Consider the following 22,222-nt stretch of genomic DNA (forward strand, 5'->3'; position numbering starts at 1 on the left):
GTGCCCTGCCCCTGATGACTGACGCGCCTGCCAGCTCCCCGACCATCCTGCTGCTGTTTGGCGCCACCGGCGACCTGGCCCAGCGTTACCTGTTCCCTTCCCTGTTGCGCCTGCATGCCGACTGCCTGCTGCCGGCCGGCCTGCGCATCCGCGGCCTGGCCCTGAGTGCGCACGACGACGCCGGCTTTGCCGGCTTGCTGCGCGAAAAACTGGCCCAGGCGGCACCGGATGCACAGGCCGCCGCCATCGACGGCCTGCTGCAACGCATTGACTACCGCAGCGTGGACCTGTCCGATCCGGCGGCGGTGGCCGCATCCGTGGCCGATGTGGCCGACCAGGCCTGCCTGAGTTACCTGTCCATCCCGCCCGGCCTTTACCCCAGCACCGCCCAGGGCCTGGCCCAGGCCGGCGCGCTGGCCGCCCCCTCGCGCCTGATGCTGGAAAAGCCGATCGGCAGCGACGGCGCCAGCGCCGATGCCCTGCTGACGCAGATCGCCACACTGATCGAAGAACAGCGCACCTACCGTATCGACCATTACCTGGGCAAGGCGGCGGTGCAGAACCTGATGGCCCTGCGCTTCGGCAACACCCTGCTGGAGGCAGTGTGGAACCGCAACTACATCGAATCGGTGCACATCCTGGTGGCCGAAAGTGGCGGCGTGGATGGGCGCAGCGCCTATTACGCCCGCGCCGGCGCCCTGCGCGACATGATCCAGAGCCACATCCTGCAGTTGCTGGCCCTGGTGGCGATGGAGCCGCCGACCTCGCTGGAGGCTGACCGCATCCGCGATGAAAAGGTCAAGGTATTGCGCAGCCTGCGTCCGCTGGATCCACGCAACGCCGCACCGCTGACCCTGCGTGCGCGCTATGCCGCCGGCCACATCGACGGCCAGCCGGTACCGGGCTACCAGCCGCCGGAAGGTACCGAGCCGGAAACCTTCGCCGCGATCACCGCCCACATCGACAACTGGCGCTGGGCCGGGGTGCCCTTCCACCTGGTCACCGGCAAACGCCTGCCGCGGCGCAGTACCCAGGTGGTGATCACCCTCAAGCCGGTCAGCCACTGGCTGTTTGACAGCCCGGCCCGCGGCCAGGCCCAGCCCAACCACATCACCCTGCAACTGCAGCCACAGGAAAACATCGAACTGGGCCTGCTCAGCTCGCTGGCCGGCCCGGAATGGGGCGCCCTGCAGCTGGAGCCATTGCAACTGGAACTGTCGGTGCCCACCGGCCAGCAGCGCCGCATCGCCTACGAGCGCCTGCTGCTGGATGCGCTGGCCGGCAACAACGCCCTGTTCGTGCGCGCCGATGAAGTGCGCGCCGCCTGGGCCTGGACCGACAGCGTGCTGGCGGCCTGGCAGCAGGCCGGCCTGGTCATGGGCAGCTACCCGGCCGGCAGCTGGGGCCCGGCACGCGCCGCGCAGTTCCTGCCGCCACTGCTGGCCGCGCAGGCACGCCCATGAACGGGCAGGTACAGATCCATCTCCATGCGCAGGAAGACGACTGGGTCCAGGCCGCCTGCGCAGCCATTGCCGGCGCCGTGGACGGACCCGGGCCACAACGCCTGCTGTTGTCCGGCGGCAGCACCCCGGCGCCGGTGTACCGCCAACTGGCCGGCATGCCCCTGCCCTGGGAGCGGCTGCAACTGGGCCTGGCCGACGAACGCTGGCTGCCCGACGGCGATGCCCAACGCAACGACCTGCTGGTAAGCCAGCACCTGCTGCAGCAACAACCGCTGGCGCGGCTGCAGCCACTGGCCCGCTTTGACCACGGACTGGCCACCTGCGTGGCCGCGGCCAATGCGCGCTGGCAGGCTCATCCGGCCACCAGCGTGGCCGTGCTGGGCATGGGCAACGATGGCCATACCGCCTCCCTGTTCCCCGGTGCCGGCAACCTGCAGGCCGCCATCGACAGCCCCCTGCCCTATGCCGTCATCGACGCCAGCGATTGCCCGGGCGCCCAGCAATTCCCGCTGCGCATCAGCCTGACCCCCACCGGCCTGGCCGCCTGCCAGACCCGCATCCTGCTGCTGCGCGGCCAGGACAAGCTGAACACCCTGCATGCTGCCCTGGCCAGCGACGATGCCCAGCGTTATCCGATCCTGTATGCCCTGCACCCGCAGCAAGCGCTGCAGGTGCTGTGCTGCGCCTGACCTTGCCGCCGGCAGCGCCGTCCCGCGCTTCCGGCCGGTTGTAACCGGAGATTTGCCATGACTGCCCTGCACCCGACCATTGCCGCGGTCACTGCCCGCATCATTGCCCGCAGCACCCACAGCCGCGCCGCCTACCTGGCCCAGATCCGCGCCGCGCGCAGCGCGCCGCCGGCACGCGCCCACCTGAGCTGCGGCAACCTGGCCCACGGCTTTGCCGCCTGCGGCTTCCAGGACAAGGCCACCCTCAAGGCCGCCCATGCCCCCAACCTGGGCATCATCACCGCCTACAACGACATGCTCTCGGCGCACCAGCCATTCGAGCACTACCCCGAGCTGATCCGGGACGCGGCGCGGGCCATGGGCGCCACCGCCCAGGTTGCCGGCGGCGTGCCGGCCATGTGTGATGGCGTCACCCAGGGCCGGGCCGGGATGGAACTGTCGCTGTTCTCGCGCGATGTGATCGCCCAGGCTACCGCGGTGGGTCTGAGCCACGACATGTTCGATGCGGCCGTGTATCTGGGCGTGTGCGACAAGATCGTGCCCGGCCTGCTGATCGGCGCACTGTCCTTCGGCCACCTGCCGGCCGTGTTCATTCCCGCCGGGCCGATGCCCAGCGGCATCCCCAACAAGGAAAAGGCCGCGGTGCGCGAACGCTACGCCGCCGGCAGTGCCAGTCGCGCCGAACTGCTGGCCGCCGAAGCGGCCAGCTACCACTCACCCGGCACCTGCACCTTCTACGGCACCGCCAATTCCAACCAGGTCCTGCTCGAAGCCATGGGCCTGCAGTTGCCCGGCACCAGCTTCATCGCCCCGGGCACCGAACTGCGCGCCGCGCTGACCGGTGCCAGTACCCAGCGCGCCCTGCAGCTGGTGGCCGCCGGCGAGGATTACCGGCCGATCGGCGAGCTGGTTAACGAACATGCCATCGTCAACGCCATCGTTGCCCTGATGGCCACCGGCGGCTCGACCAACCACACCATCCACTGGATCGCGGTGGCCCGCGCCGCCGGCATCGTGCTGGACTGGCAGGACATGGACGCGATCTCGGCGGTGGTGCCGACCCTGGCCCATGTCTATCCCAATGGCCAGGCCGATGTGAACCACTTTGCTGCCGCCGGCGGCACCCAGCTGGTGTTCGGCGAGCTGCTGCGCGCCGGGCTGATGCATGCCGACATCACCACCATTGCCCCCGGTGGCATGGGCGATTACACCCGCGAGCCGCGCCTGGACGGGCAGCGCCTGCACTGGGTGGAGGGCGCGGTAACCAGCGCCGATACCAGTGTGGTGCGCCCAGTGGCCGCCCCCTTCGAGCCCCAGGGCGGGCTGCGCCTGCTCGATGGCAACCTCGGCCAGGCCCTGATCAAGCTGTCGGCAGTCAAACCCGAACACCGCAGCGTCACCGCGCCGGCCGTGGTGGTGGACAACCCGGCCGCACTGGGTGCCCTGCATGCGGCCGGCGCCCTGCCGCAGGACTTCATCGCCGTGGTCCGCTTCCAGGGGCCACAGGCCAACGGCATGCCCGAACTGCATTCATTGGCGCCCCTGTTGGGCATGCTGCAGAACCAGGGGCGCAAGGTGGCCCTGGTCACCGACGGCCGCCTGTCCGGCGCCTCGGGCAAGATTCCGGCCGCCATCCATGTCACCCCGGAGGCGGCACGCGGCGGCGCCCTGGCCCGCCTGCACGATGGCGATGTGATCAGCGTGGATGGCAACAACGGCCAGCTGCACGTGCATGTGGACCCGGCCGAGCTGGACGCCCGCCCGCTGGCGCGTGACACCACGCCGGCAGGCCAGAGCCTGGGACGCAACCTGTTCGCACTGAACCGGGCCGTGGTCGGACGTGCCGACCAGGGCGCGCTGTCCATCCATGCCGGCCCCCTGCTGGCCGACGGTGCGCCGTGGCCGTTCGGCGAGGTTTATCCGGCCAGCGCCGGCTGAGTACCGCGACCTGCCGGCATCTCAGTGTGCCGGCAGGTGCAGGCGCAGTTCGGCCGGCAGCGTGGCCAGATGCAGGCGGCCAGCCTGCCATGCCACCGCTTGGCCATCAGCCATGGCCGGCGTCGGCGGGGTGTTGAACGGCCAGTCCAGCACCAGCCCTGCCGGCGGTGCCTGCAGGCCCGGGGCAAACTGCAGCACCCAGTCATCACCCTCACGCCGCCCCTGCACGCCCAGCCGTCCCCAGCGGGTCAGCAGGCCGGGCACCTGCAGCCGGCCATCGCGCCAGGCCGTGGCCGGCAAACCGGGCAGCAGGCGCAGGTGGTCGTCCTGTTCTTCGGCCACGATGGCGGCGATGGCCTGCACCTGGGCCGCGGCCTGGCGGGCATCGAGCAGGCCGCGTGACTGCCCGCGCACCCAGCGCTGCCAGCCTGCCGGCAATTGGTCATCGAGCTGGGCCAGGGCCCCTTCCCAGATCTGCTGGCGCTGGACCAGCGACACCGGTTCGCCCGGCACCATCACGGCCAGCGCGGTGGCTGCCGGCGTGACAGTGACCGGAGCCGGCACCGCTTCTTTCCCGGTATCGCTGACGGCAGCCAGTACAGGCGGCTCATCGGCGACGGCCTCCACGGCCGGTTCGGCCGCCGGCAACAATCGTCCCAGAGCCACCGCCGCGGCAGGCGCCTGCGCCTGCGCCGCACACGCGCCGGCCGGCTGGTAGCGGGCCAGCGAGTCGTGCAGCCAGGGCTGCAGCGCTGCCTGCTGGTCAATCGTCCAGCCGTGCGCAGCCTGGACCCGGGCCGCGGCCTGCGCCCAATGCGCCAGCAGGTCGCAATTGCCGGTACTGCCCGAGCCGATACGGGCCAGCAACCACGGCACCACCGCATCGACCTGGTCGGCCTGCAGCAGCGCATCGGCAATGGCCATGGCATCGCGGTTGCCGGCACCGATCGCGCGCCGGCTGTCACGCCGCAACCACGGCCCGGCGCGCTCGGCGCGCATCCGCCCCACGGCGGCCTGCCATGCCATCACCAGGGCCTGGCCCTGGCTGCCGGGCAGCACCCAGCCTTCACCGGCCAGCGTGCTGGCCTGGAACTGCCCGGGCACCTTGTCCGACACCTGACCCGCTGCTGCCATCGGCAGCCACACCTCCCATTCCTGGTTGCCATTGGCCGCCAGCTCCTTGCGCCAGATCAGGGCAGCCGAGGCCAGCCCCTGCTCGTCCTCGGCCTGTCGGGTGGCAGGCAGTTGCGCGCCACGCAGCAGGTTCATCGCCAGCCCGGCATCAAAGTGGCTGGCAAACTGCGCATCGGCCGGGGTGATCGCCAGCAGCGCGGTGCGGCCATTGACCTCCACCCGGCCCGGGGCAGCATCAATGGAGGCAATCCAGCCGGCACCACCGGCCAGATCGCCCAGACGCCCGGCCGGATGCAGCTGGAACGGACGCAGCGCCAGTGCCAATGCGTAGCGATGGCTGGCCCGGTCCGGGTTGGACAGGCGGTAGCGCAGGCGCAGCCACGGCCGGCCGTGGCCATCATTGCCGCTGCTGGCGGCGATCTCCAGCCGCGCCTGGCCATGCAGCCAGTGGCTGCGCGCCGCACCGGCCTGCCACTGCGGGCTCAGCTCCATCTGGCTGGCCGACAGCCACTGCCCGTCGATCTGCAGCAGCGGCTCCAGCGAGAAACTGCCCGGCAGGGTCTCCACACTGCCCTGGGCACTGAACCAGGCCGGGGCAACCGCCCCTTGCGCCCCCAGCACGGTCCATTCCAGCGGGCCACCGGACAGGCTCGGTGGCAGGATGCCGGCCGGCCACTGCTTGCCGACCTCGGCCAGGAAGACCTCGGTGGAACGTCCAAAGGCCGCCGGCTGCGGCAGCAGGTCGACAATGCCGTAGCGCCAGTTCGGCCCGTCCTCCAGGTCCAGGCGCAGGTAGCGTGCCTGCAACGGCCCCAGGCGCAGGCGGTCGGTATTGCCCGAGGCCCCCTCGATGCGCCGCAGCTGCTGCCAGCGCCGGCCATCGCTGGAAGCCTGCACCCGGTAACGGTCCGCACGCAGGCCGGCCGCCCACTGCACCAGCAGGCCACCCACATCACGCTCACGGCCCAGGTCCAGGCTCACCGTCTGCTGCTTGACCCCGCTGCTGACCCACAGGGTGTCACTGCGACCATCCACCATGCGCTGCTGCAGGGCGGTGGCTGTATCGGCCAGGGCCACCGGCTTGAACGGCTCGTCCGCATCATCATCCCCGGCCTGCACGGCCAGGTTGTCCAGGCACCACTGCGCCTTGCCACCGGCAGGTGCGGCCAGATGCAGCTCGACACGGCTGATGGCCTGCGGCAGCACCGCGACATTGCCGGCCGCATCACTGAAATCGGCCAGTGCCCAGTACTGCGGTTGCCAGCGCGAGCCCAGCTCGCGGCCATGACGATGACCACCGATGCGCCGGCCCTGGCCATCGACCAGTTGCAACGAAAGCTGCGCCTGGGCGGCCTCGCCGCGGCTGGAGCTGATCAGGCGTGCACCTGCGGCAAGGCTCAGCGGCAGCGGCGCACTGAACCGGGCACTGCCCGGCAGGTCGCCAAAGTCGGCCTGCAGGCACAAGGCCCGGCCACCGTCAGCACCGCCGACCCGGTTCAAACGGGCCTGGGCACCTTCGGACACCTGCAGGCGCCAGCGGCCCGGATCATCAAAGCCCTCCACCACCCGCACTGCCGATTGCGCGGCCGCTCCGGCCGCCACACCCAACAGTGCGCTGCCCAGCAACATCACCAGCACTGACCTCACAAGCCTTGCTCCAGCGCAATCACATCCATGGAACCCATCCTGCCCGATTGCCGGCAGGCAAGGCCAGCACCGTCATCGACGACGGTGCCGGCGCATGCGCCTTACCAATCCAGGCCGAAAGACAGCTTGAAGGTGCGGGTGGCGTACTGGTCCCAGGAATTGATGGCCCCGGTCTCCCAGTTCATGCCGTAGCCGCCCCAGTTCTGCCAGTCGAATACGTTGAGCACATCGGCACGCACCTTCAGCTTGACGTCGCTGCCGGTGTCCCAGGTCTTGGCCAGCGACAGGTCGAACTGCTTGAAGCCGATGTTGCCGTCAGGCTGATAGCTGCGGATGGTTTCATAGCCACCGGTGCCGTCCACACCCCAGCGGCGCAGGTGGCTGGCCAGGGTCAACTTGCCCGACAGGCTCATGCCATAGCCGATGTCACCAAAGCCACTGAGCACCAGGCGGTGACGCGGCGTATAGGCCCCACCGAAGCTGCCGCCGGCCGGGAAATACCAGCCATATTCCGGGTCCTGCTCATGCACATTCTGCTCGGCGGCCGTATAGGTATAGGCCAGGTTGAGGCTCCACGGGCTGGTCTCACTGTAGGGCTTGTCGGCACCGAGCAGCAGCGAGTGGCTGCGGCTTTCCAGGTTGTTGCTGGCCAGGATCAGGTTGCCCATCCCCGGCACGCCACCACCACCCCACGGGCTGCCGCTGGCACTGAAATAGCTGCCATCCGCGCGTCGGTTGCCCAGCTGCATCAGCAGGCCATCGTTGTAGTCGATGAACTGGTAGGCCAGCGAGGTGTTCCAGGCCTGCCCGGCCAGATCGAAACTGTTGCGGATGCCCAGGCTGAACTGGTCCGAATACGGCACCTTCAGGTCGTTGGCAAACATCCACACCTCGCGCCCGGCCTGGCCACTGCTGACCAGGCTCATCAGGTAGTCGCGGTCGAGCAGCTGTTCGCTCCAGTCCACGCAGCTGGGCTGGCTGGTATCGCAGGCATGGCCGGGCGAGTTGATCGCCAGCTGGCGGTTGGGGAACGTCGCCTTGGTCCGCTCCAGCTGCTGGTAATCGAACAGGTTGCGGTCATAGGCGCGGCCGATGCCGCCAAACAGCACGTGGCGCTCGTCACCGCTCAGGTCATAGGAAAAGCCGATGCGCGGCTGCCAGGCATTCTTGAAGGCCTTGCGGTTGGAACCGGTGCTGATGAAGTCGGCCACGTTGATGCCACCGGCGGCCAAGGTCTGGGCATAGCTCTGCCCGGCCGGCACACCGGCCTGCGGGTCCTGCGCTGCCAGCGCGGCCAGCACGTCGTCACCGGTCACAAAGTCCGACCAGGCCGGGGTCTTTTCGTAGTCCCAACGCAGGCCCAGGTTCAGGGTCAGGCGGTCGGTCACGTCCCAGTCGTCCTGGACATAGATACCGAACTGCTTGTTGGACGAACGGGCGATGCCGCCGCCTGTGCCGGCGGCCGGGCTGCCGAAGGACACGTAATACGGCACCTGCCCGCCCTGATTGATGTCGTAGTAGAACTGCGGGTTGTAGGGCTGCTGCTCGGTGGTGTTCAGGTCCACCTGCTTGTACTTCACACCGAACTTGAGGGTGTGGCCGGCAAAACCGAAGTAAGTGGTGTCATTCTGGAAGGACCAGCCTTCCTGGCCCTTGTCCTGCAGGCCGCCACTGCCGGCACCGGTACGGAACAAGGTCCTGCCATTGTTGCGGCTGCCATCGGTGAGCTGGTAGCCATTGCCGTAGTTGACCGGCGCCATCGACCAGTAGGCCTCTTCGCGGGTCAGATGGGCATCGTTGAGCCAGTCCATGCTGCTGTACTGCCAACGCAGGTCATAGCGGTCCTCGTCCACCCCGGTATCGGTGCCGAAGCTGGCTGCGCTCTGGGCGCCGACATTGCCCACGCCCAGCTCTTCGCGGCGCTTGAAGGTCAGCTCGACCAGGTTGGACTCATCCACCGTCCAGCTGAGCTTGCCGAAGTACAGGTCTTCCTTGAACGGCACGCTGACCGAGCCGAACTGGTCGGCCAGCCAGGCCGGCATGTCGGCCACGCTCAGGCCCTCGCCCGGAACCAGGTCCTTGGGCGAGTTGTATTCCTTGGCCTCGTAGCTGGTGAAAAAGTGCAGGCGGTCGCGGATGAGCGGCCCGCCCAGGCTCATGCCGTACTGGGTTTCGTTGGAGCGGGTCTTGTCCCCGCCGCGCTCGTCCTGCCGCTGCGTGCGCCAATCCTGGTTGGTGTAATCCCAGAAGAAGGAGCCGGAAAAATCATTGGTGCCCGACTTGGTCACCGCAGTCACTGCCGCCGAGCTGATCTGGTCGTACTCGGCCTTGTAGTTGGAGGTGATGACCTTGTACTCGCCAATGGCCAGCTGCGGGAACGGGTTGCCGCGACTGGAGTCCTGGCCGGTGATGCCGCCCTTGATGACGTAGTTCTTCTGCCCCACGCCATCGATGTAGACATTGATGTTGTTGGCGCTCTGCGCGCCGGCGCGCAGCTTGGTGGCGCCATTGCCCGGGTTCTGCTCAAAGATCATGCCCGGCACGGTGTCGGCAAAGGCCAGGAAGTTGCGCGTACCCTGCGGCAGCGCCTCGATCTGGCGGTTGCTGACATAGGTGGCCATTTCCGAGGTCTTGGTCTCCACCATCGCGGTGGCGGTGACCTGCACAGCATCCAGCTCCTGCGCCGGGCCGGCGACCGCAGTTTCGCGCTCGCCACCCACGCCCAGGTCCAGGGTGGCGACCTGGCCGACCGCCACACTGACCAGCCGCTCCTGGGTCTGGCCATTGGCCTGCACGCTGACCCGGTACTGCCCGGGCACCAGGCCCGGCAGCACATAACTGCCGTTGGCACCGACCTGGGCGGTGCGCACCGCACCGGTGGCCACGTTGGTGGCAGTGACCTGACTGCCGGCGGCCGGCGCCGAATCGGCATGCACCTGGCCACGCAGGGTGGCCGCGGTGCTCTGGGCCATGGCCGGCGCAGCCACACTCAAACCGGCAGCCAGTGCCAGCACCAACAAACGACGGGAAGGCAATCGGGTAAGGCTACGCTGCGACATCGGCCGCTCCATCAAGGTCATGAAAGAAAGAAGCACGGGGGCGCAGGCCCCCGGTACGCTGCGCATTGTTCGCAAACAAACGTGAACAGATTGCGTACCCAATCACAGCCTGTGACAGAAACCTTGCCGATCAGGGCACCTGGTCAGCCCGAATTAAGCCAATCCGGCCTCTTCCGGGGTCTGCGCCTGCACGCCCAGGGCATGGATGTCGGTCTGCATCATGTCCCCCAGCGCCGCGTACACCGCCCGGTGCCGGGCCAACGGGCGCAGACCGGCAAAGGCGGTACTGACAATGCGCACATTGAAATGACCGCGGCCATCGCGGGCACCGGCATGGCCGGCATGGCGCGCGCTGTCATCGACCACCTCCAGCTGCACCGGCGACAACGCTGCCTGCAGCAACTGCTCCATCCTCGCCACCCGTGCCGCGTTCATGGCAGCACCTTCTTGAACGGACGCACCAGCACGCGCTGGTAGACACCGGCAGCCACATACGGGTCAGCCTCGGCCCAGACCTGGGCCTGTTCCAGCGCATCGAACTGCGCAATCACCACCGAGCCACTGAAACCGGCCGGACCCGGGTCCTCGCCATCGATGGCCGGGCAAGGTCCGGCCAGCAGCAGACGCCCCGCATCAGCCAGTGCCTGCAAGCGCGCCAGATGCGCGCTGCGTGCCTGCAGCCGTGCGGCCAGCACATCGGCCCCGTCAAAGCCCTCGATCACATACCACACGGCCAACCCCACACAAACGTTGAACAGGCGGCCAGTGTAGCCCGCCAGTACTGGACACGGGCCACGCCACAGCGTTAGTCTTGGCACCTGCACGCGTTGGTGACCTGCCACCCGGCCGCCCACAGGCCTGCCCCGGGACGCACCGCGCAACGCCGTGATGACCACCTTCCCTTGCTCCACCATGCACCGCCCGGCGCATGGCCTTGATGTTTGATGTGTGGCGGCACCGCAACGGCGGTGCAAACCGTGTGTACCCGACGTCGCAACGCTGCCTGCCAGCGCCGCGAACCAGGGGCGCAGCCTCCGTATCTGGAACTGATGACAGCCCAAGCCGCGCCTGACGCGAACCTGCACCACCTGCCCGAATCCGGGCAGCAGCCGCCATTGGCGATGCTGCATGGTCAGCCGCTGCTGCAACTGCCCAGTGACCTGTACATCCCGCCGGATGCACTGGAAGTCATCCTGGAGGCGTTCGAGGGGCCGCTGGACCTGCTGCTGTACCTGATCCGGCGCCAGAACCTGGATGTGATGGACATCCCGGTGGCCGAGATCACCCGTCAATACATGCATTACATCGATCTGATGCAGCAACTGCGCCTGGGCCTGGCCGCCGATTACCTGGTCATGGGCGCGATGCTGGCGCAGATCAAATCGCAGATGTTGCTGCCCCCGCCGCCGGGTGATGAACCCTTCGACGGCCAGGACACCTTCAACGATGATCCGCGTGCCGAGCTGGTGCGCCGGCTGCAGGAATACGAACGCTACCGTCAGGCAGCGGGCGATCTGGATGCGCTGCCCCGGCTCGAACGCGACACCGACCTGGCCCATGCCGATGCGGCACTGGGCGAACTGGTGCAGGCACCGCCACAGGTGGAGCTGGCCCAGATGCTGCAGGCCCTGCAGCAGGTCATGCAACGGGCGCAGCTGCAGTCCAGCCACCTGGTCAGCCGCGAGGCCCTGAGCGTGCGCCAGCGCATGAGCCAGGTACTGGCCACCATCGGCGACGGCCAGGTACATGACTTTGTGGCCCTGTTCGATCCTGCCGAAGGCCGCCAGGGCATTCTGGTGACCCTGCTGGCAGTGCTGGAACTGGCCAAGGAACAGCTGCTGGAAATCAATCAGCCCGTGCCACTGGGCCCGATTGACGTGTCTGCCGCCGGCAGGCTGCACTGAGCATGTCGATGGCCCCGGAGCAGCTGCGCAGCATTGTCCAGGCAGCCATCATGGCCGCACCGCAGCCGCTGTCACTGCGCCAGTTGCTGGAGCTGTTCGGCGATCAAGAGCCGGTCAGCCGGCAGCAGCTGCAGCAGGCACTGCAGGAGCTGCAGAAAAGCTGCGCCGATGGCGGCGTGGACCTGGTGGAAGTGGCCAGTGGCTGGCGCTACCAGGTCAAACCGGCCTTCCATCCGTGGGTGGCCAAGCTGTTCAACGAACGACGCACGCGCTATTCGCGGGCCACCCTGGAAACGCTGGCCTTGATTGCCTACCGGCAACCAATCACCCGCGGCGAGATCGAGCAGATACGCGGCGTGGCCGTGTCCAGCCAGATCATCCAGACCCTGGAAGAGCGTGGCTGGGTGGAAGTGGTCGGCCATCGCGAGATTGCCGGACGCCCCGCCCTGCTGGGAACGACCAAGGCGTTCCTGGACCATTTCGGCCTGAGGGCACTGGAGCAACTGCCAGCGCTGCAGACCCTGCAACAAAGTGCCCAGGCCCTGGCCGAGGCAGATGCGTCACCGCTTTACCCCCGAACAACGCCTGTCCAGCAGGCACCCGAGGCTGCGCCGGGAACCCGTGCGGCAGAGCAAGACCCCAATCCATTCAACGCCGTCGAGATGACGTCCGTGGCGGTTGATCAAACCGATTCCGAATCAGAAGGCCACCCCATACAGGTCGGCCGGAGCCAAATAGATGAGTGACACCAAAACCAAGATGTCGTTGAACAAGCTTTCGCTCAACCGCGAAGCCGGCGATGCCAGCAAGACCGAAGAACGCCTGCACAAGGTTCTGGCCCAGGCCGGGCTGGGCTCGCGCCGCGCGCTGGAACAGCGCATTGCCGACGGCCTGGTCAAGGTCAACGGCGAAGTGGCCAAGACCGGCCAGTCCATCCGCAGCGGCGACAAGGTCGAGCTGGACGGCCGCCAGTTCGTGGCCAGCGCCCTGACCGAACCGGCCCGCGTGCTGGTCTACAACAAGCCGGAAGGCGAAGTGACCACCCGCGAGGATCCGGAAGGCCGTCCGACCGTGTTCGAAGCGCTGCCGCCGCTCAAGGGCGCGCGCTGGATCAGCATCGGCCGCCTGGACATCAACACCACCGGCCTGCTGCTGCTGACCACCGACGGTGAACTGGCCAACGCCATGATGCACCCGTCCTTCGAGGTCGAGCGCGAGTACGTGGTGCGCGTGCGCGCCCCGGAAGGCGAAGAGAAGGTGCCGGACAACATCGTTGACCGTCTCGCCCGTGGCGTGGCCCTGGAAGACGGCCCGGCCAAGTTCGACGAGATCGAGCGCATCGGCGGCACCGACTCCCACGACTGGTTCCGCGTCGTGGTCAAGGAAGGCCGCAACCGCGAAGTGCGCCGCCTGTGGGAATCCCAGGGCTGCCAGGTCTCGCGCCTGAAGCGCGCCCGCTACGGCAAGATCACCCTGCCGCGCGAACTGGCCCGTGGCCAGAGCAGCGAACTGGCTTCGGCCCAGGTCGACGCCCTGCGCAAGGAACTGAAGCTGGAAGACGGCGCCACCCCGGCGTTGACCCTGCAGCCGGTGATCGGCCAGCGTCGCGCCCTGAAGGCCCCGGTCCGTGTGGGCCGCGATGGCCAGCCGCGCAATGCCTACATCAACGGCAACACCACCGCCGACGAAGGCCGTGAACTGCGCCGCTTCGACAACCCGCGCGAAGATCGTGGTCGTGGCCGCGGCGGCAAGCCGGGCGGCTTCAAGGGTGGCCTGACCGTCACCGGTGATGCCGCTGCCAAGCAGATCAACAAGCCGCTCAAGGCCCGCGCCCCGCGCAATGACCGTGCCCTGCCGGAAGGCAACCCGGCCGCGTTCCGCTCCTGGTATGTGCCGGACGGCGTGAGCACCGGCCCGAGCGGCCACCGCAACGCCGGCCCGGGTACTGGTCGTGGTCCAGGTGCCCGTGGCCCGGGTGGTCCGGGTGCACGCGGTCCGGGTGGCCCGGGCGCACGTGGTCCGGGCGGCGCCGGCAAGCCGGGTGGCAACCGTGGCGGCAAGCCGGGCGGTTACGCCGGTGGCAAGCCGGCCTACGGTGAGTCGCGTGGTGGCGGCGAAGGCCGGCCGGCCGCGCCGCGTCACCCGTACGGCCATCCGGGCAATGCCCCGAGCTTCCCGTCCGACCATGCCAACCCGGGTTACAGCCCGTACGGCGCGGCCCGTCCGGCCCGTGGCGGCAATGACCGCCCGGCCGGCAACCGTGGCCCGCGTCCGGGCGGTGACCGTCCGGGTGGCAACCGTGGTCCGGGTCGTCCGGGTGGCGGCGGTCGCGGCCCGGGTGGCGGCAACCGCGGCCCGCGCGGCGGCTTCTGAGCCAGCCAGCGCTGACTGCATGACGCGCTGACAAAAAAACGCCCCGCATTGCGGGGCGTTTTTTGTATCTGCCAGCGCCGGGCGCAGCGTGCAGCAGACTCCAGCCAGATCAGTTGCGGGTCAGCACGAACTTGCCAAACCCCACCCCCAGGCTCCAGCCCTCGCCCGATCCGGCCAGGGCCAGCGACACATTGCCCTTGGTCAGCACCTGGGCATTGCCGGCACGGCCGGCACCGGCATGGGCTTCGGCGGCGGCATAGGTACCGGTGATGGCCGAGGCCGAGGTGGCACCGCTGAAACGGCCGCGGCCATCGGTAATACGGGTGCGGCCGAAGGTCAGCCCGCCGCCCTTGGCCTGGATGCTCACGCCAAAGCGGCTGCCGTCATCGCAACTGACCGTGCCACTGCCGCTGGCCGTCTTGTAGAACGCCGACCAGCCCGACAACTGGTAGTGCAGCTCGCAGTCCACATTGCCGGCGGCCTGTGCCGGTGCCGCGAAGGCTGCGGCCATCAACACCGCCGACAGGTACATCGCATGCGTGTTGCGCATGTCAGTTCTCCTTCAAAGCGCGTCCATACCGTCCACAGTGAACGGATCGGCATCCAGCATGGCCGGAAAACGTGCCCGGTGCGCGGCCAGTGCGGCCGCGCTGATCGTGCTGGTGGCGACCTGTTCAGTACCGTGCAGGGACAGCTGCGGCTGGCCGAGGAAGTCGATCAGCGCACTGTCGCCGGCATAGCTGAGCTTGTTGCCATCGGTGCCGACGCGGTTGACCACGGCCACGTAGCACAGGTTTTCGATCGCCCGTGCACGGGCCAGGGTGTTCCAGGCGTAGGCGCGCTGCTGCGGCCAGTTGGCCACGAAGATCTGCAGGTCAAAGTCCAGCGCATCGGCACGCTCGACGTTGTAACGGTTGCGGCAAAACACCGGGAAGCGCAGGTCGTAGCAGACCTGCGGATTGATCCGCCAGCCCTTCCACTCCACGCTCAGGCGGGTGCCGCCGGCGGCATAGCGCTCGTGCTCGCCGCCGTAACGGAACAGGTGACGCTTGTCGTAATGGGCGATGCGCCCATCCGGGTAGACCCAGAGCAGGCGGTTGAACACCTTGCCGTCCACGCGCAGCTGCAGCGAGCCGGTGAGCACCGCATCCAGGGCCGCGGCCTGCTGCCGCATCCAGGCCACCGACGGCCCGTCCATGCCTTCGGCGCCGTCACCGGCCTCGTTGGAAAAGCCGCTGGTGAAGGTTTCCGGCAGGATCACCACATCGGTGCGCCCGGCCAGCGGCGCGATCAGCGCCGCGTAGTGCTCACGGTTGCCGGCCGGGTCATGCCAGCGGGTATCGCCCTGGACCAGGGAGATGCGCAGGTCGTGTTGCGGTTGGCTCATTGCAGGCTCCTTACAGCGCACGCAGGCGTTGCATCGCCGCATCCACGGTGGCATCGCTCTTGGCAAAGCACAGGCGGATCAGGCGCTGGCCGGCCGGCGGGTTGGCATACAGCGGCGACAGCGGAATGGCGGTCACGCCCTTCTCCACGGTCAACCAGCGGCAGAAGTCCATGTCGTTCATGTCGCTGATGGCCGAGTAGTCGGCCAGCTGGAAATAACCGCCCGGCACAGCCAGCGGCTTGAAGCGGGTCTGCGCCAGCTTGGCGCGGAAGGCATCACGCTTGGCCTGGTAGAACGCCCCGAGTTGCCGGTGATGCTCCGGCTCGTCATTGATCATCGCCGCAAACCCGTACTGGGCCGGGCCGAAGCTGGTGAAGGTGTTGTACTGGTGGACCTTGCGGAACTCGGCGGTCAGCGCCGGCGGGGCAATCGCATAGCCCAGCTTCCAGCCGGTGCAGTGGTAGGTCTTGCCGAAGCTGGACACCACGAAGGCGCGTTCGCGCAGGGCCGGCCAGCGCAGGGCCGATTCATGCCGGGCCCCGTCATAGATGATGTGCTCGTAGACCTCATCGGCCAGCAGGTAGATGTCGGTGCCGTCCAGGATGTCCGACAGCGTCTGCATGTCGGCCGCACTCATCATTGCCCCGGACGGGTTGTGCGGGGTGTTGACGATGATCATCCGGGTGGCCGGGGTGATTGCCGCACGCACCGCATCCCACGGCACCGAGAAATCCACCGGGTCCAGGGCCACATGCACCGAGCGCGCACCGGCCAGGTCGATGGCCGGCACGTAGCAGTCATAGGCAGGGTCGAGCACGATCACTTCCTCGCCCGGGCGCACCACCGCATGGATCGCATTGAAGATGGCCTCGGTGCCGCCACTGGTCACGGTGATTTCGGTTTCCGCATCCACCACCGCGTCGTAGCACTCGGCGGCCTTGGCCGCGATGGCCTGGCGCAGGATGGCCGCACCCTGCATCGGCGCGTACTGGTTGTGGCCGGCGGCCATTGCCGCGGCGGTGGCATCGAGCAGACGCTGCGGGGCCGGGAAGTCCGGGAAACCCTGGCCCAGATTGACCGCCTTGTGCTCGGCGGCCAGTTGCGACATCACGGTAAAGATGGTGGTGCCCACCTTGGGCAGCTTGGTCTGCGGCTGCATGGCCGGCTCCAAAATCGACAAAGGCTGGCAGTGTACGCAATCACAACCGCCGCTGGCACACCGCCAACGGCAGGCTACAATCAGCCACCTTTTCCTGCGCCACTGCCGCCTTGAACCTGACCCCGTTGCTGGCTGCCGATGCCCTGTGTTTCCAACGCCAGGGGCAGACGGTGTTCGGGCCGCTGAGTTTTTCCCTCACTGCCGGCGGCCTGATCCAGGCCAGCGGCAGCAATGGCGCCGGCAAGACCAGCCTGCTGCGGGTACTGGCCGGCCTGGCCCGGGCCAGCAGCGGCCAGCTGCAGTTTGATGGGCAGCCGGCCAGCAATGATGCGCGCAGCCGCTATGTGGCCTACCTCGGCCACCTGGGCGCGATCAAGGCCGAACTGGGCTGCCTGCACAACCTGCAGGCCGCCTGCGGCCTGCTCGGCCGCCGCGCCCGCCAGACCCCGCACGGGGCGCTGGGCATCGTCGGCCTTGCCGGCTACGAGGACGTGGCCGCCGGCCGCCTCAGTGCCGGCCAGCGCCGGCGTCTGGCCCTGGCCCGTTTGTGGCTGTCGCCGGCACCGGTGTGGCTGCTGGACGAGCCTTACGCCAACCTGGATGGCGAAGGCATGGACCTGGTCGACCGCATGCTGGCCGCCCACCTGCGCAGCGGTGGCGCGGCGATGCTGACCTGCCACGGTGATTTCAACCGTTGCCGCCTGCCGCACCAGCTGCTCGCGCTGGACAGCGACATGGCGGTGGTCGACGGAGAGCACGCATGAGCCCGGCCGACATCCGCCCCACGCCCCTGCAGGCGGCGCAGGCCCTGTTGCTGCGTGACCTGCGCCTGGCCTGGCGCCGGCGCAGCGATGCGCTCCAGCCGATGCTGTTTGCCCTGCTGGTGGTGACCCTGTTTGCCCTGGCCCAAGGCCGTGAACCACAGGCCCTGGCCGGTGTTGCCGGCGCGGTACTGTGGCTGGCGGTGCTGCTGTCCGGGCAGCTGTCCATCGAAGGCCTGTTCCGCGCCGATGCCGAGGACGGCAGCCTGGAGCAGTGGCTGCTGGCACCGGTGCCACTGGCCTGGCTGTGCCTGGTACGGGTGGCAGGGCACTGGCTGGTGACCTGCCTGCCCTTGCTGCTGCTGTCCCCGCTGCTGGCCCTCATGCTGCATCTGCCGCATGACCGCATCGGCCTGTTGCTGGCATCGTTGGCACTGGGGACCCCGTTGCTGAGCCTGATCGGTGGCGTGGTGGCCGCGCTGACCGTGCGTCTGGGTCGGGCCGGCATCCTGGTGGCGCTGTTGTCGCTGCCGTTGTACGTTCCAGTGCTGGTGTTCGGCGCCGGGGTATTGGTGGCGGCCGGCAACGGCAGCGATACCGGTGGCGCCCTGCTGATGCTGGCAGCGATGCTGGTCGGCGGCCTGGTGCTGGCACCGCTGGCCACCGCCGCCGCCTTGCGCATCAGCCTGGAATGAGCGCCCTGGCAGTGAGTTTCAACGCACGAGCACGCCGACAAGCAAGCCAACGATGAGCATCCAACCCTGATGAATCCCCTGCTGCGCTGGTTCCACCAATTGGGTTCACCGCCGAGTTTTGACCGCTTCGCCGCCCGTTGGGCACCGCTGTGCTGGCTCATCGCCCTGCCCCTGCTGGGCATCGGCATCTGGCAGGCCCTGTTCGTGGTGCCGGCCGATTACCAGCAGGGCGACAGCTTCCGCATCCTCTACATCCATGTGCCCAGTGCCTGGATGAGCCTGCTGGTGTTTGCCCTGATGGCCCTGTACGCGGCCATTGCCCATGTCTGGCGGATCAAGCTGTGCGAGATCCTGGCCATGGCCTGCGCCCCGATCGGTGCGGCCTTCACCCTGATCACCCTGCTCACCGGTTCGATCTGGGGCAAGCCGATGTGGGGCACCTGGTGGGACTGGGACCCGCGCCTGACCACCGAATTGATCCTGCTGCTGCTGTACCTGGGCGTGATCGCCCTGTACCGGGCCATCGATGACCGCCGCAACGCCGCCCGTGCCGCCGGCCTGCTGGCCATCGTCGGCGTCGCCCTGCTGCCGGTGATCCGCTATTCGGTGGTGTGGTGGGACACCCTGCACCAGGGCCAGACCATTTCGGTGTTCGGCACCAGCAAGATGGATGCGGCGATGCTGCCGCCACTGTGGTGGATCGTGATTGCCACCAAGTTCGTGTTTGCCGGTTCGCTGCTGATGCGCGCGCGTGCCGACAACCTGGCCCGCGAGACCGGGCGTGACTGGGTGCGCGAGCGCGCCGGAGGCCAGCAATGAGCTACCTGGGTTATGTGATTGCCGCCTACGCTGTGTTTGCGTTGGTCCTGCTGGCCGACTGGCTGGCCGGTCTGCTGGCCGTACGCCGCGCCCTGCGCCAGGCCCGCCAGCGGCCACCAGCCCGGCGCAGCGCCCGCCCCACGCTGCCGACGGAGCTGGAACGATGAACCCGACCCGTCGCCGTCGCCTGGGCTGGATCGCCCTGATTGCCGTGGCCGCTGCCGTGGCCATCGGCCTGCTGACCCTGGCCCTGCAGCGCAACCTGACCTACCTGTACACCCCGTCCGAAGTGCTGGCCGGGCAGACCACGGCGCAGCAGCGTTTCCGCCTCGGCGGCATGGTGGCCAAGGACAGCTTCGTGCGCGAGAGCGGCAGCCTGAGCGCGCGCTTTGATGTCAGCGATGGCGATGCCCTGCTGACCGTGCACTACGACCGCCTGCTGCCGGACCTGTTCCGCGAAGGCCAGGCGGTGATCGCCACCGGGCGCATGGCCGACGGGGTGTTCGTCGCTGATGACGTGCTGGCCCGGCATGACGAGACCTACATGCCCAAGGAAGTGGCCGACAAGATGGGCCAGGCCCATCGCAAGCACGAGGTCATCGATGGCCCAAGCACCCAGGAGACGCCCTGAGTGCTGGGTGAGATCGGTCAACTGCTGCTGATTGCCGCCTTGCTGGCGGTGGCCGTGCAGGCCAGCCTGCCCCTGCTCGGCGCGGCGCGCGGCAACCACGCCTTGATGCAGATCGGGCGCAGCGCCGCCTTTGTGCACCTGCTGCTGGTCGCCGCCGCCTTCGGCGTGCTTACAGCCGCCTTCGTGCAGCTGGATTTTTCCCTGCGCTATGTGGCCGACAACGCCAACCTGGCCCTGCCGCTGGTCTATCGCCTGAGTGCGGTATGGGGTGCACATGAGGGGTCGCTGCTGCTGTGGCTGCTGGTCCAGGCCTGCTGGAGCGCGGCGGTGGCCTGGCGCAGCAGCCAGCTGCCGGCTGCCTTCCAGGCCCGGGTGCTGGGTGTGCTCGGCCTGGTCGGGCTGGGTTTTGCCGCCTTCTGTGTGTTCACCTCCAACCCGTTCGAGCGCTTGCTGCCGGCCGTGGCCGATGGCCATGACCTCAACCCGCTGCTGCAGGACCCGGGGCTGATCTTCCACCCGCCGATGCTGTACGTGGGCTACGTCGGCTTCTCGGTGCCGTTCGCCTTTGCCATCGCCGCCCTGCTCGAAGGCCGGGTCGACAGCACCTGGCTGCGCGCCAGCCGTCCATGGACCAATGTGGCCTGGGCCTTCCTCACCGCCGGCATCGCCCTGGGCAGCTGGTGGGCGTATTACGAACTGGGCTGGGGCGGCTGGTGGTTCTGGGACCCGGTGGAGAACGCCAGCTTCCTGCCGTGGCTGGTCGGTGCGGCCCTGCTGCACAGCCAGGCGGTGAGCGAAAAGCGCGGCGTGTTCGTGCGCTGGACCCTGCTGCTGGCCATTGCCGCCTTCTCGCTGTCCCTGCTCGGCGCCTTCCTGGTGCGCTCGGGCGTGCTGACCAGCGTGCACTCGTTTGCCGCCGACCCCTCGCGCGGCATGTTCATCCTCGCCTTCCTGGCCCTGGTGATGGGCGGCGCCCTGCTGCTGTACGCCCTGCGCGCACCGCGCATCACTCCCGACCCAACCGATGCGCGGCGCGGTTTTGCCGCCAACTCGCGCGAGACCCTGCTGCTGGCCAACAACCTGCTGCTCACCGCGGCTGCGGCGATGGTCCTGCTCGGCACCCTGTACCCGCTGCTGGCCGATGCCCTGGGCCTGGGCAAGATCTCGGTCGGCCCGCCGTATTTCGGCAGCCTGTTTGTAGTGTTGATGACGCCACTGGTGCTGCTGGTCCCGTTCGGCCCGCTCACCGCCTGGCAGCGCCAGCGTGGCAGCGGCGCCCTGCGCCTGCTGCTGCCGTGGGCGGTGCTGGCCCTGGTGGCCGGCGCCCTGGCGTTCTGGCTGGCCCCGCAGGGCCGGCTGAAGACTGCCGCCGGCATCATCGCCGCGCTGTGGGTGGCCGGCGGTACCTCCGTGCACATCATCCAGCGCCTGCGTGGCAATGGCCGCCCGGATGCCGAAACCATCGGCATGTGGCTGGGCCATGCGGGCATTGCCGTATTCCTGGTCGGCGCCCTGCTGGTGGAGGCGCTCAACGTCCAACGCGAACTGGCCCTGCGTCCGGGCCAACACGCCGAGCTGGGCGGTTACCGCCTGACCCTGGTCGAGGTGACGCCCTTCCAGGGCCCGAACTACCAGGCGCAGCGCGCCACCGTGCTGCTGCAGCGCGATGGCCAGAGCCAGGGCAGCCTGCATCCGGAGCGCCGCCTGTACCTGCGCGGCCAACTGATGACCGAGGCCGGCATTGCCCGGCGCTGGCACGGTGACCTCTACACCGCCCTGGGCGAGCCGCTCGGCGATGGCGCCTGGGCGCTGCGCCTGCACTACAAACCCATGGTGCGCTGGATCTGGTCCGGTGCCATCCTGATGGCACTTGGCGCGCTGTTCACTGCTACTGCCGGGCGCCTGCGCCGGCGCAAGGAGACTGCACAATGACCCCCTCCCCCGATACCCGCAAACCCATTCCGCCGGTGGCCATCGTCATCGGCGTGCTGTTCTTCCTCGGCCTGATCGGGCTGATGCTGTTCGGGGTGATGCGCAGTGGCGACAGCCAACGCGATGCCCTGCCCTCGCCGTTGATCGGCCAGCCGGCCCCGGCCTTCAGCCTGCCGGTGCTGCACGATCCGGCCATCAGCGTCAGCAGCAGCGAGCTGGCCGGCGCGCCTTATGTGCTCAATGTCTGGGGCAGCTGGTGCCCGGCCTGCGCGGCCGAACATGCCGTACTCAGCCGCTTTGCCCTGCAGCGCAGCGTGCGCGTGGTCGGCTACAACTGGAAGGACGAGCCGGCCGATGCCAAGGCCTGGCTGGAACGCCTGGGCAACCCGTATTTCGTGGTGCTCACCGATTACGAAGGCAACATCGCGCTGGACTGGGGCATCACCGCCGCCCCGGAGACCTTCCTGATCGATGCCGAAGGCATCGTGCGCTGGAAGCACAGCGGTGCGCTGACCGATGCGGTGATCGAGCAGCAGCTGCGCCCGCTGCTGGCCACCTACGGCAATGCCGACCCGGTCGCCGCCGGCCACACCCCGGCCCCCGCCCCGGCCAGCGTCCAGCCATGACCGGC

Annotated in this window: 19 protein-coding genes and 1 pseudogene; 13 read left to right on the top strand and 7 right to left on the bottom strand. The window is 68.5% G+C overall.

Annotated features, from left to right (window positions below; translation table 11 throughout):
* Positions 1-14 precede the first annotated feature (14 nt).
* The 3 genes from zwf to edd are packed head-to-tail and all read left to right on the top strand — an operon-like array spanning position 15 to position 4,090.
* Entirely contained in the window at positions 15-1,463 is a 1,449-nt protein-coding gene (gene zwf, locus ABB30_RS05415) for a glucose-6-phosphate dehydrogenase (RefSeq protein WP_057637289.1), read from the top strand.
* Complete coding sequence (gene pgl, locus ABB30_RS05420; RefSeq protein WP_057637290.1) at positions 1,460-2,152, top strand: 6-phosphogluconolactonase; 693 nt, start codon at positions 1,460-1,462, stop codon at positions 2,150-2,152. Before zwf ends, pgl begins: the two co-directional genes overlap by 4 nt.
* Before the next feature lie 57 nt (positions 2,153-2,209).
* Positions 2,210-4,090, top strand: coding sequence for a phosphogluconate dehydratase (gene edd, locus ABB30_RS05425; RefSeq protein ID WP_057637291.1), 1,881 nt, complete (start codon positions 2,210-2,212; stop codon positions 4,088-4,090).
* A 21-nt stretch (positions 4,091-4,111) separates the two neighbouring features.
* On the opposite strand, the gene ABB30_RS05430 is transcribed toward edd, so the two are convergent.
* The 4 genes from ABB30_RS05430 to ABB30_RS05445 form a co-directional block, all read right to left on the bottom strand.
* On the bottom strand, positions 4,112-6,871 hold the full coding sequence (locus ABB30_RS05430) for a discoidin domain-containing protein (protein ID WP_152980585.1): 2,760 nt from the start codon (positions 6,869-6,871) through the stop codon (positions 4,112-4,114).
* Positions 6,872-6,972: 101 nt separating this feature from the next.
* Positions 6,973-9,930 (bottom strand): TonB-dependent receptor, encoded by a 2,958-nt coding sequence (locus ABB30_RS05435; protein ID WP_057637340.1) that lies wholly within the window; start codon positions 9,928-9,930, stop codon positions 6,973-6,975.
* A 153-nt stretch (positions 9,931-10,083) separates the two neighbouring features.
* A complete protein-coding gene (locus ABB30_RS05440) occupies positions 10,084-10,365 on the bottom strand; it encodes a BolA family protein (protein WP_057637293.1) in 282 nt (93 codons plus the stop codon).
* Complete coding sequence (locus tag ABB30_RS05445) at positions 10,362-10,661, bottom strand: YciI family protein (RefSeq protein WP_057637341.1); 300 nt, start codon at positions 10,659-10,661, stop codon at positions 10,362-10,364. The genes ABB30_RS05440 and ABB30_RS05445 overlap by 4 nt, the downstream gene beginning before the upstream one ends.
* A gap of 318 nt (positions 10,662-10,979) precedes the next feature.
* On the opposite strand from ABB30_RS05445, the pseudogene ABB30_RS05450 reads away from it, so the two are divergent.
* From ABB30_RS05450 to ABB30_RS05460, 3 genes and pseudogenes are all read left to right on the top strand, one after another.
* Positions 10,980-11,831: pseudogene (locus tag ABB30_RS05450) on the top strand (segregation and condensation protein A); the annotation flags it as partial.
* A 5-nt stretch (positions 11,832-11,836) separates the two neighbouring features.
* Entirely contained in the window at positions 11,837-12,580 is a 744-nt protein-coding gene (scpB, locus tag ABB30_RS05455) for an SMC-Scp complex subunit ScpB (protein ID WP_057637295.1), read from the top strand.
* The gene (locus ABB30_RS05460; RefSeq protein ID WP_057637296.1) at positions 12,573-14,207 is read left to right on the top strand and encodes a pseudouridine synthase; all 1,635 of its coding nucleotides are present in this window, start codon (positions 12,573-12,575) and stop codon (positions 14,205-14,207) included. The genes scpB and ABB30_RS05460 overlap by 8 nt, the downstream gene beginning before the upstream one ends.
* 109 nt (positions 14,208-14,316) lie before the next feature.
* Here ABB30_RS05460 and ABB30_RS05465 read toward each other — a convergent pair whose 3' ends face one another.
* From ABB30_RS05465 to ABB30_RS05475, 3 genes are read right to left on the bottom strand one after another with little or no spacing between them, the layout of a single operon-like run.
* The gene (locus ABB30_RS05465) at positions 14,317-14,757 is read right to left on the bottom strand and encodes a hypothetical protein (RefSeq protein ID WP_161808839.1); all 441 of its coding nucleotides are present in this window, start codon (positions 14,755-14,757) and stop codon (positions 14,317-14,319) included.
* Positions 14,758-14,769: 12 nt separating this feature from the next.
* A complete protein-coding gene (locus tag ABB30_RS05470; RefSeq protein WP_057637297.1) occupies positions 14,770-15,594 on the bottom strand; it encodes an amidohydrolase in 825 nt (274 codons plus the stop codon).
* Positions 15,595-15,604: 10 nt separating this feature from the next.
* The gene (locus tag ABB30_RS05475; protein ID WP_057637343.1) at positions 15,605-16,753 is read right to left on the bottom strand and encodes a pyridoxal phosphate-dependent aminotransferase; all 1,149 of its coding nucleotides are present in this window, start codon (positions 16,751-16,753) and stop codon (positions 15,605-15,607) included.
* A 110-nt stretch (positions 16,754-16,863) separates the two neighbouring features.
* Here ABB30_RS05475 and ccmA point away from each other — a divergent pair, with 110 nt between their 5' ends.
* The 7 genes from ccmA (at position 16,864) to ABB30_RS05505 (ending at position 22,217) form a co-directional block, all read left to right on the top strand.
* A complete protein-coding gene (gene ccmA / locus ABB30_RS05480) occupies positions 16,864-17,517 on the top strand; it encodes a heme ABC exporter ATP-binding protein CcmA (RefSeq protein ID WP_057637298.1) in 654 nt (217 codons plus the stop codon).
* Positions 17,514-18,209: a heme exporter protein CcmB gene (gene ccmB, locus ABB30_RS05485; protein ID WP_057637299.1), complete on the top strand. Its 696-nt coding sequence runs from the start codon at positions 17,514-17,516 to the stop codon at positions 18,207-18,209. The genes ccmA and ccmB overlap by 4 nt, the downstream gene beginning before the upstream one ends.
* Positions 18,210-18,278: 69 nt before the next feature.
* Positions 18,279-19,028, top strand: a complete 750-nt coding sequence (gene ccmC, locus ABB30_RS05490; RefSeq protein WP_057637300.1) for a heme ABC transporter permease CcmC — start codon at positions 18,279-18,281, stop codon at positions 19,026-19,028.
* Positions 19,025-19,195, top strand: coding sequence for a heme exporter protein CcmD (gene ccmD / locus ABB30_RS15685; RefSeq protein WP_083489706.1), 171 nt, complete (start codon positions 19,025-19,027; stop codon positions 19,193-19,195). The genes ccmC and ccmD overlap by 4 nt, the downstream gene beginning before the upstream one ends.
* A complete protein-coding gene (gene ccmE, locus ABB30_RS05495) occupies positions 19,192-19,659 on the top strand; it encodes a cytochrome c maturation protein CcmE (RefSeq protein WP_057637301.1) in 468 nt (155 codons plus the stop codon). Before ccmD ends, ccmE begins: the two co-directional genes overlap by 4 nt.
* A complete protein-coding gene (locus tag ABB30_RS05500) occupies positions 19,660-21,591 on the top strand; it encodes a heme lyase CcmF/NrfE family subunit (protein ID WP_057637302.1) in 1,932 nt (643 codons plus the stop codon). It abuts the gene before it with no gap.
* Positions 21,588-22,217, top strand: coding sequence for a DsbE family thiol:disulfide interchange protein (locus tag ABB30_RS05505; protein ID WP_057637303.1), 630 nt, complete (start codon positions 21,588-21,590; stop codon positions 22,215-22,217). The genes ABB30_RS05500 and ABB30_RS05505 overlap by 4 nt, the downstream gene beginning before the upstream one ends.
* The last annotated feature ends 5 nt before the right edge of the window (positions 22,218-22,222 follow it).

The sequence above is a fragment of the Stenotrophomonas ginsengisoli genome (assembly GCF_001431485.1).
Classification (GTDB): Bacteria; Pseudomonadota; Gammaproteobacteria; order Xanthomonadales; family Xanthomonadaceae; genus Stenotrophomonas; species Stenotrophomonas ginsengisoli.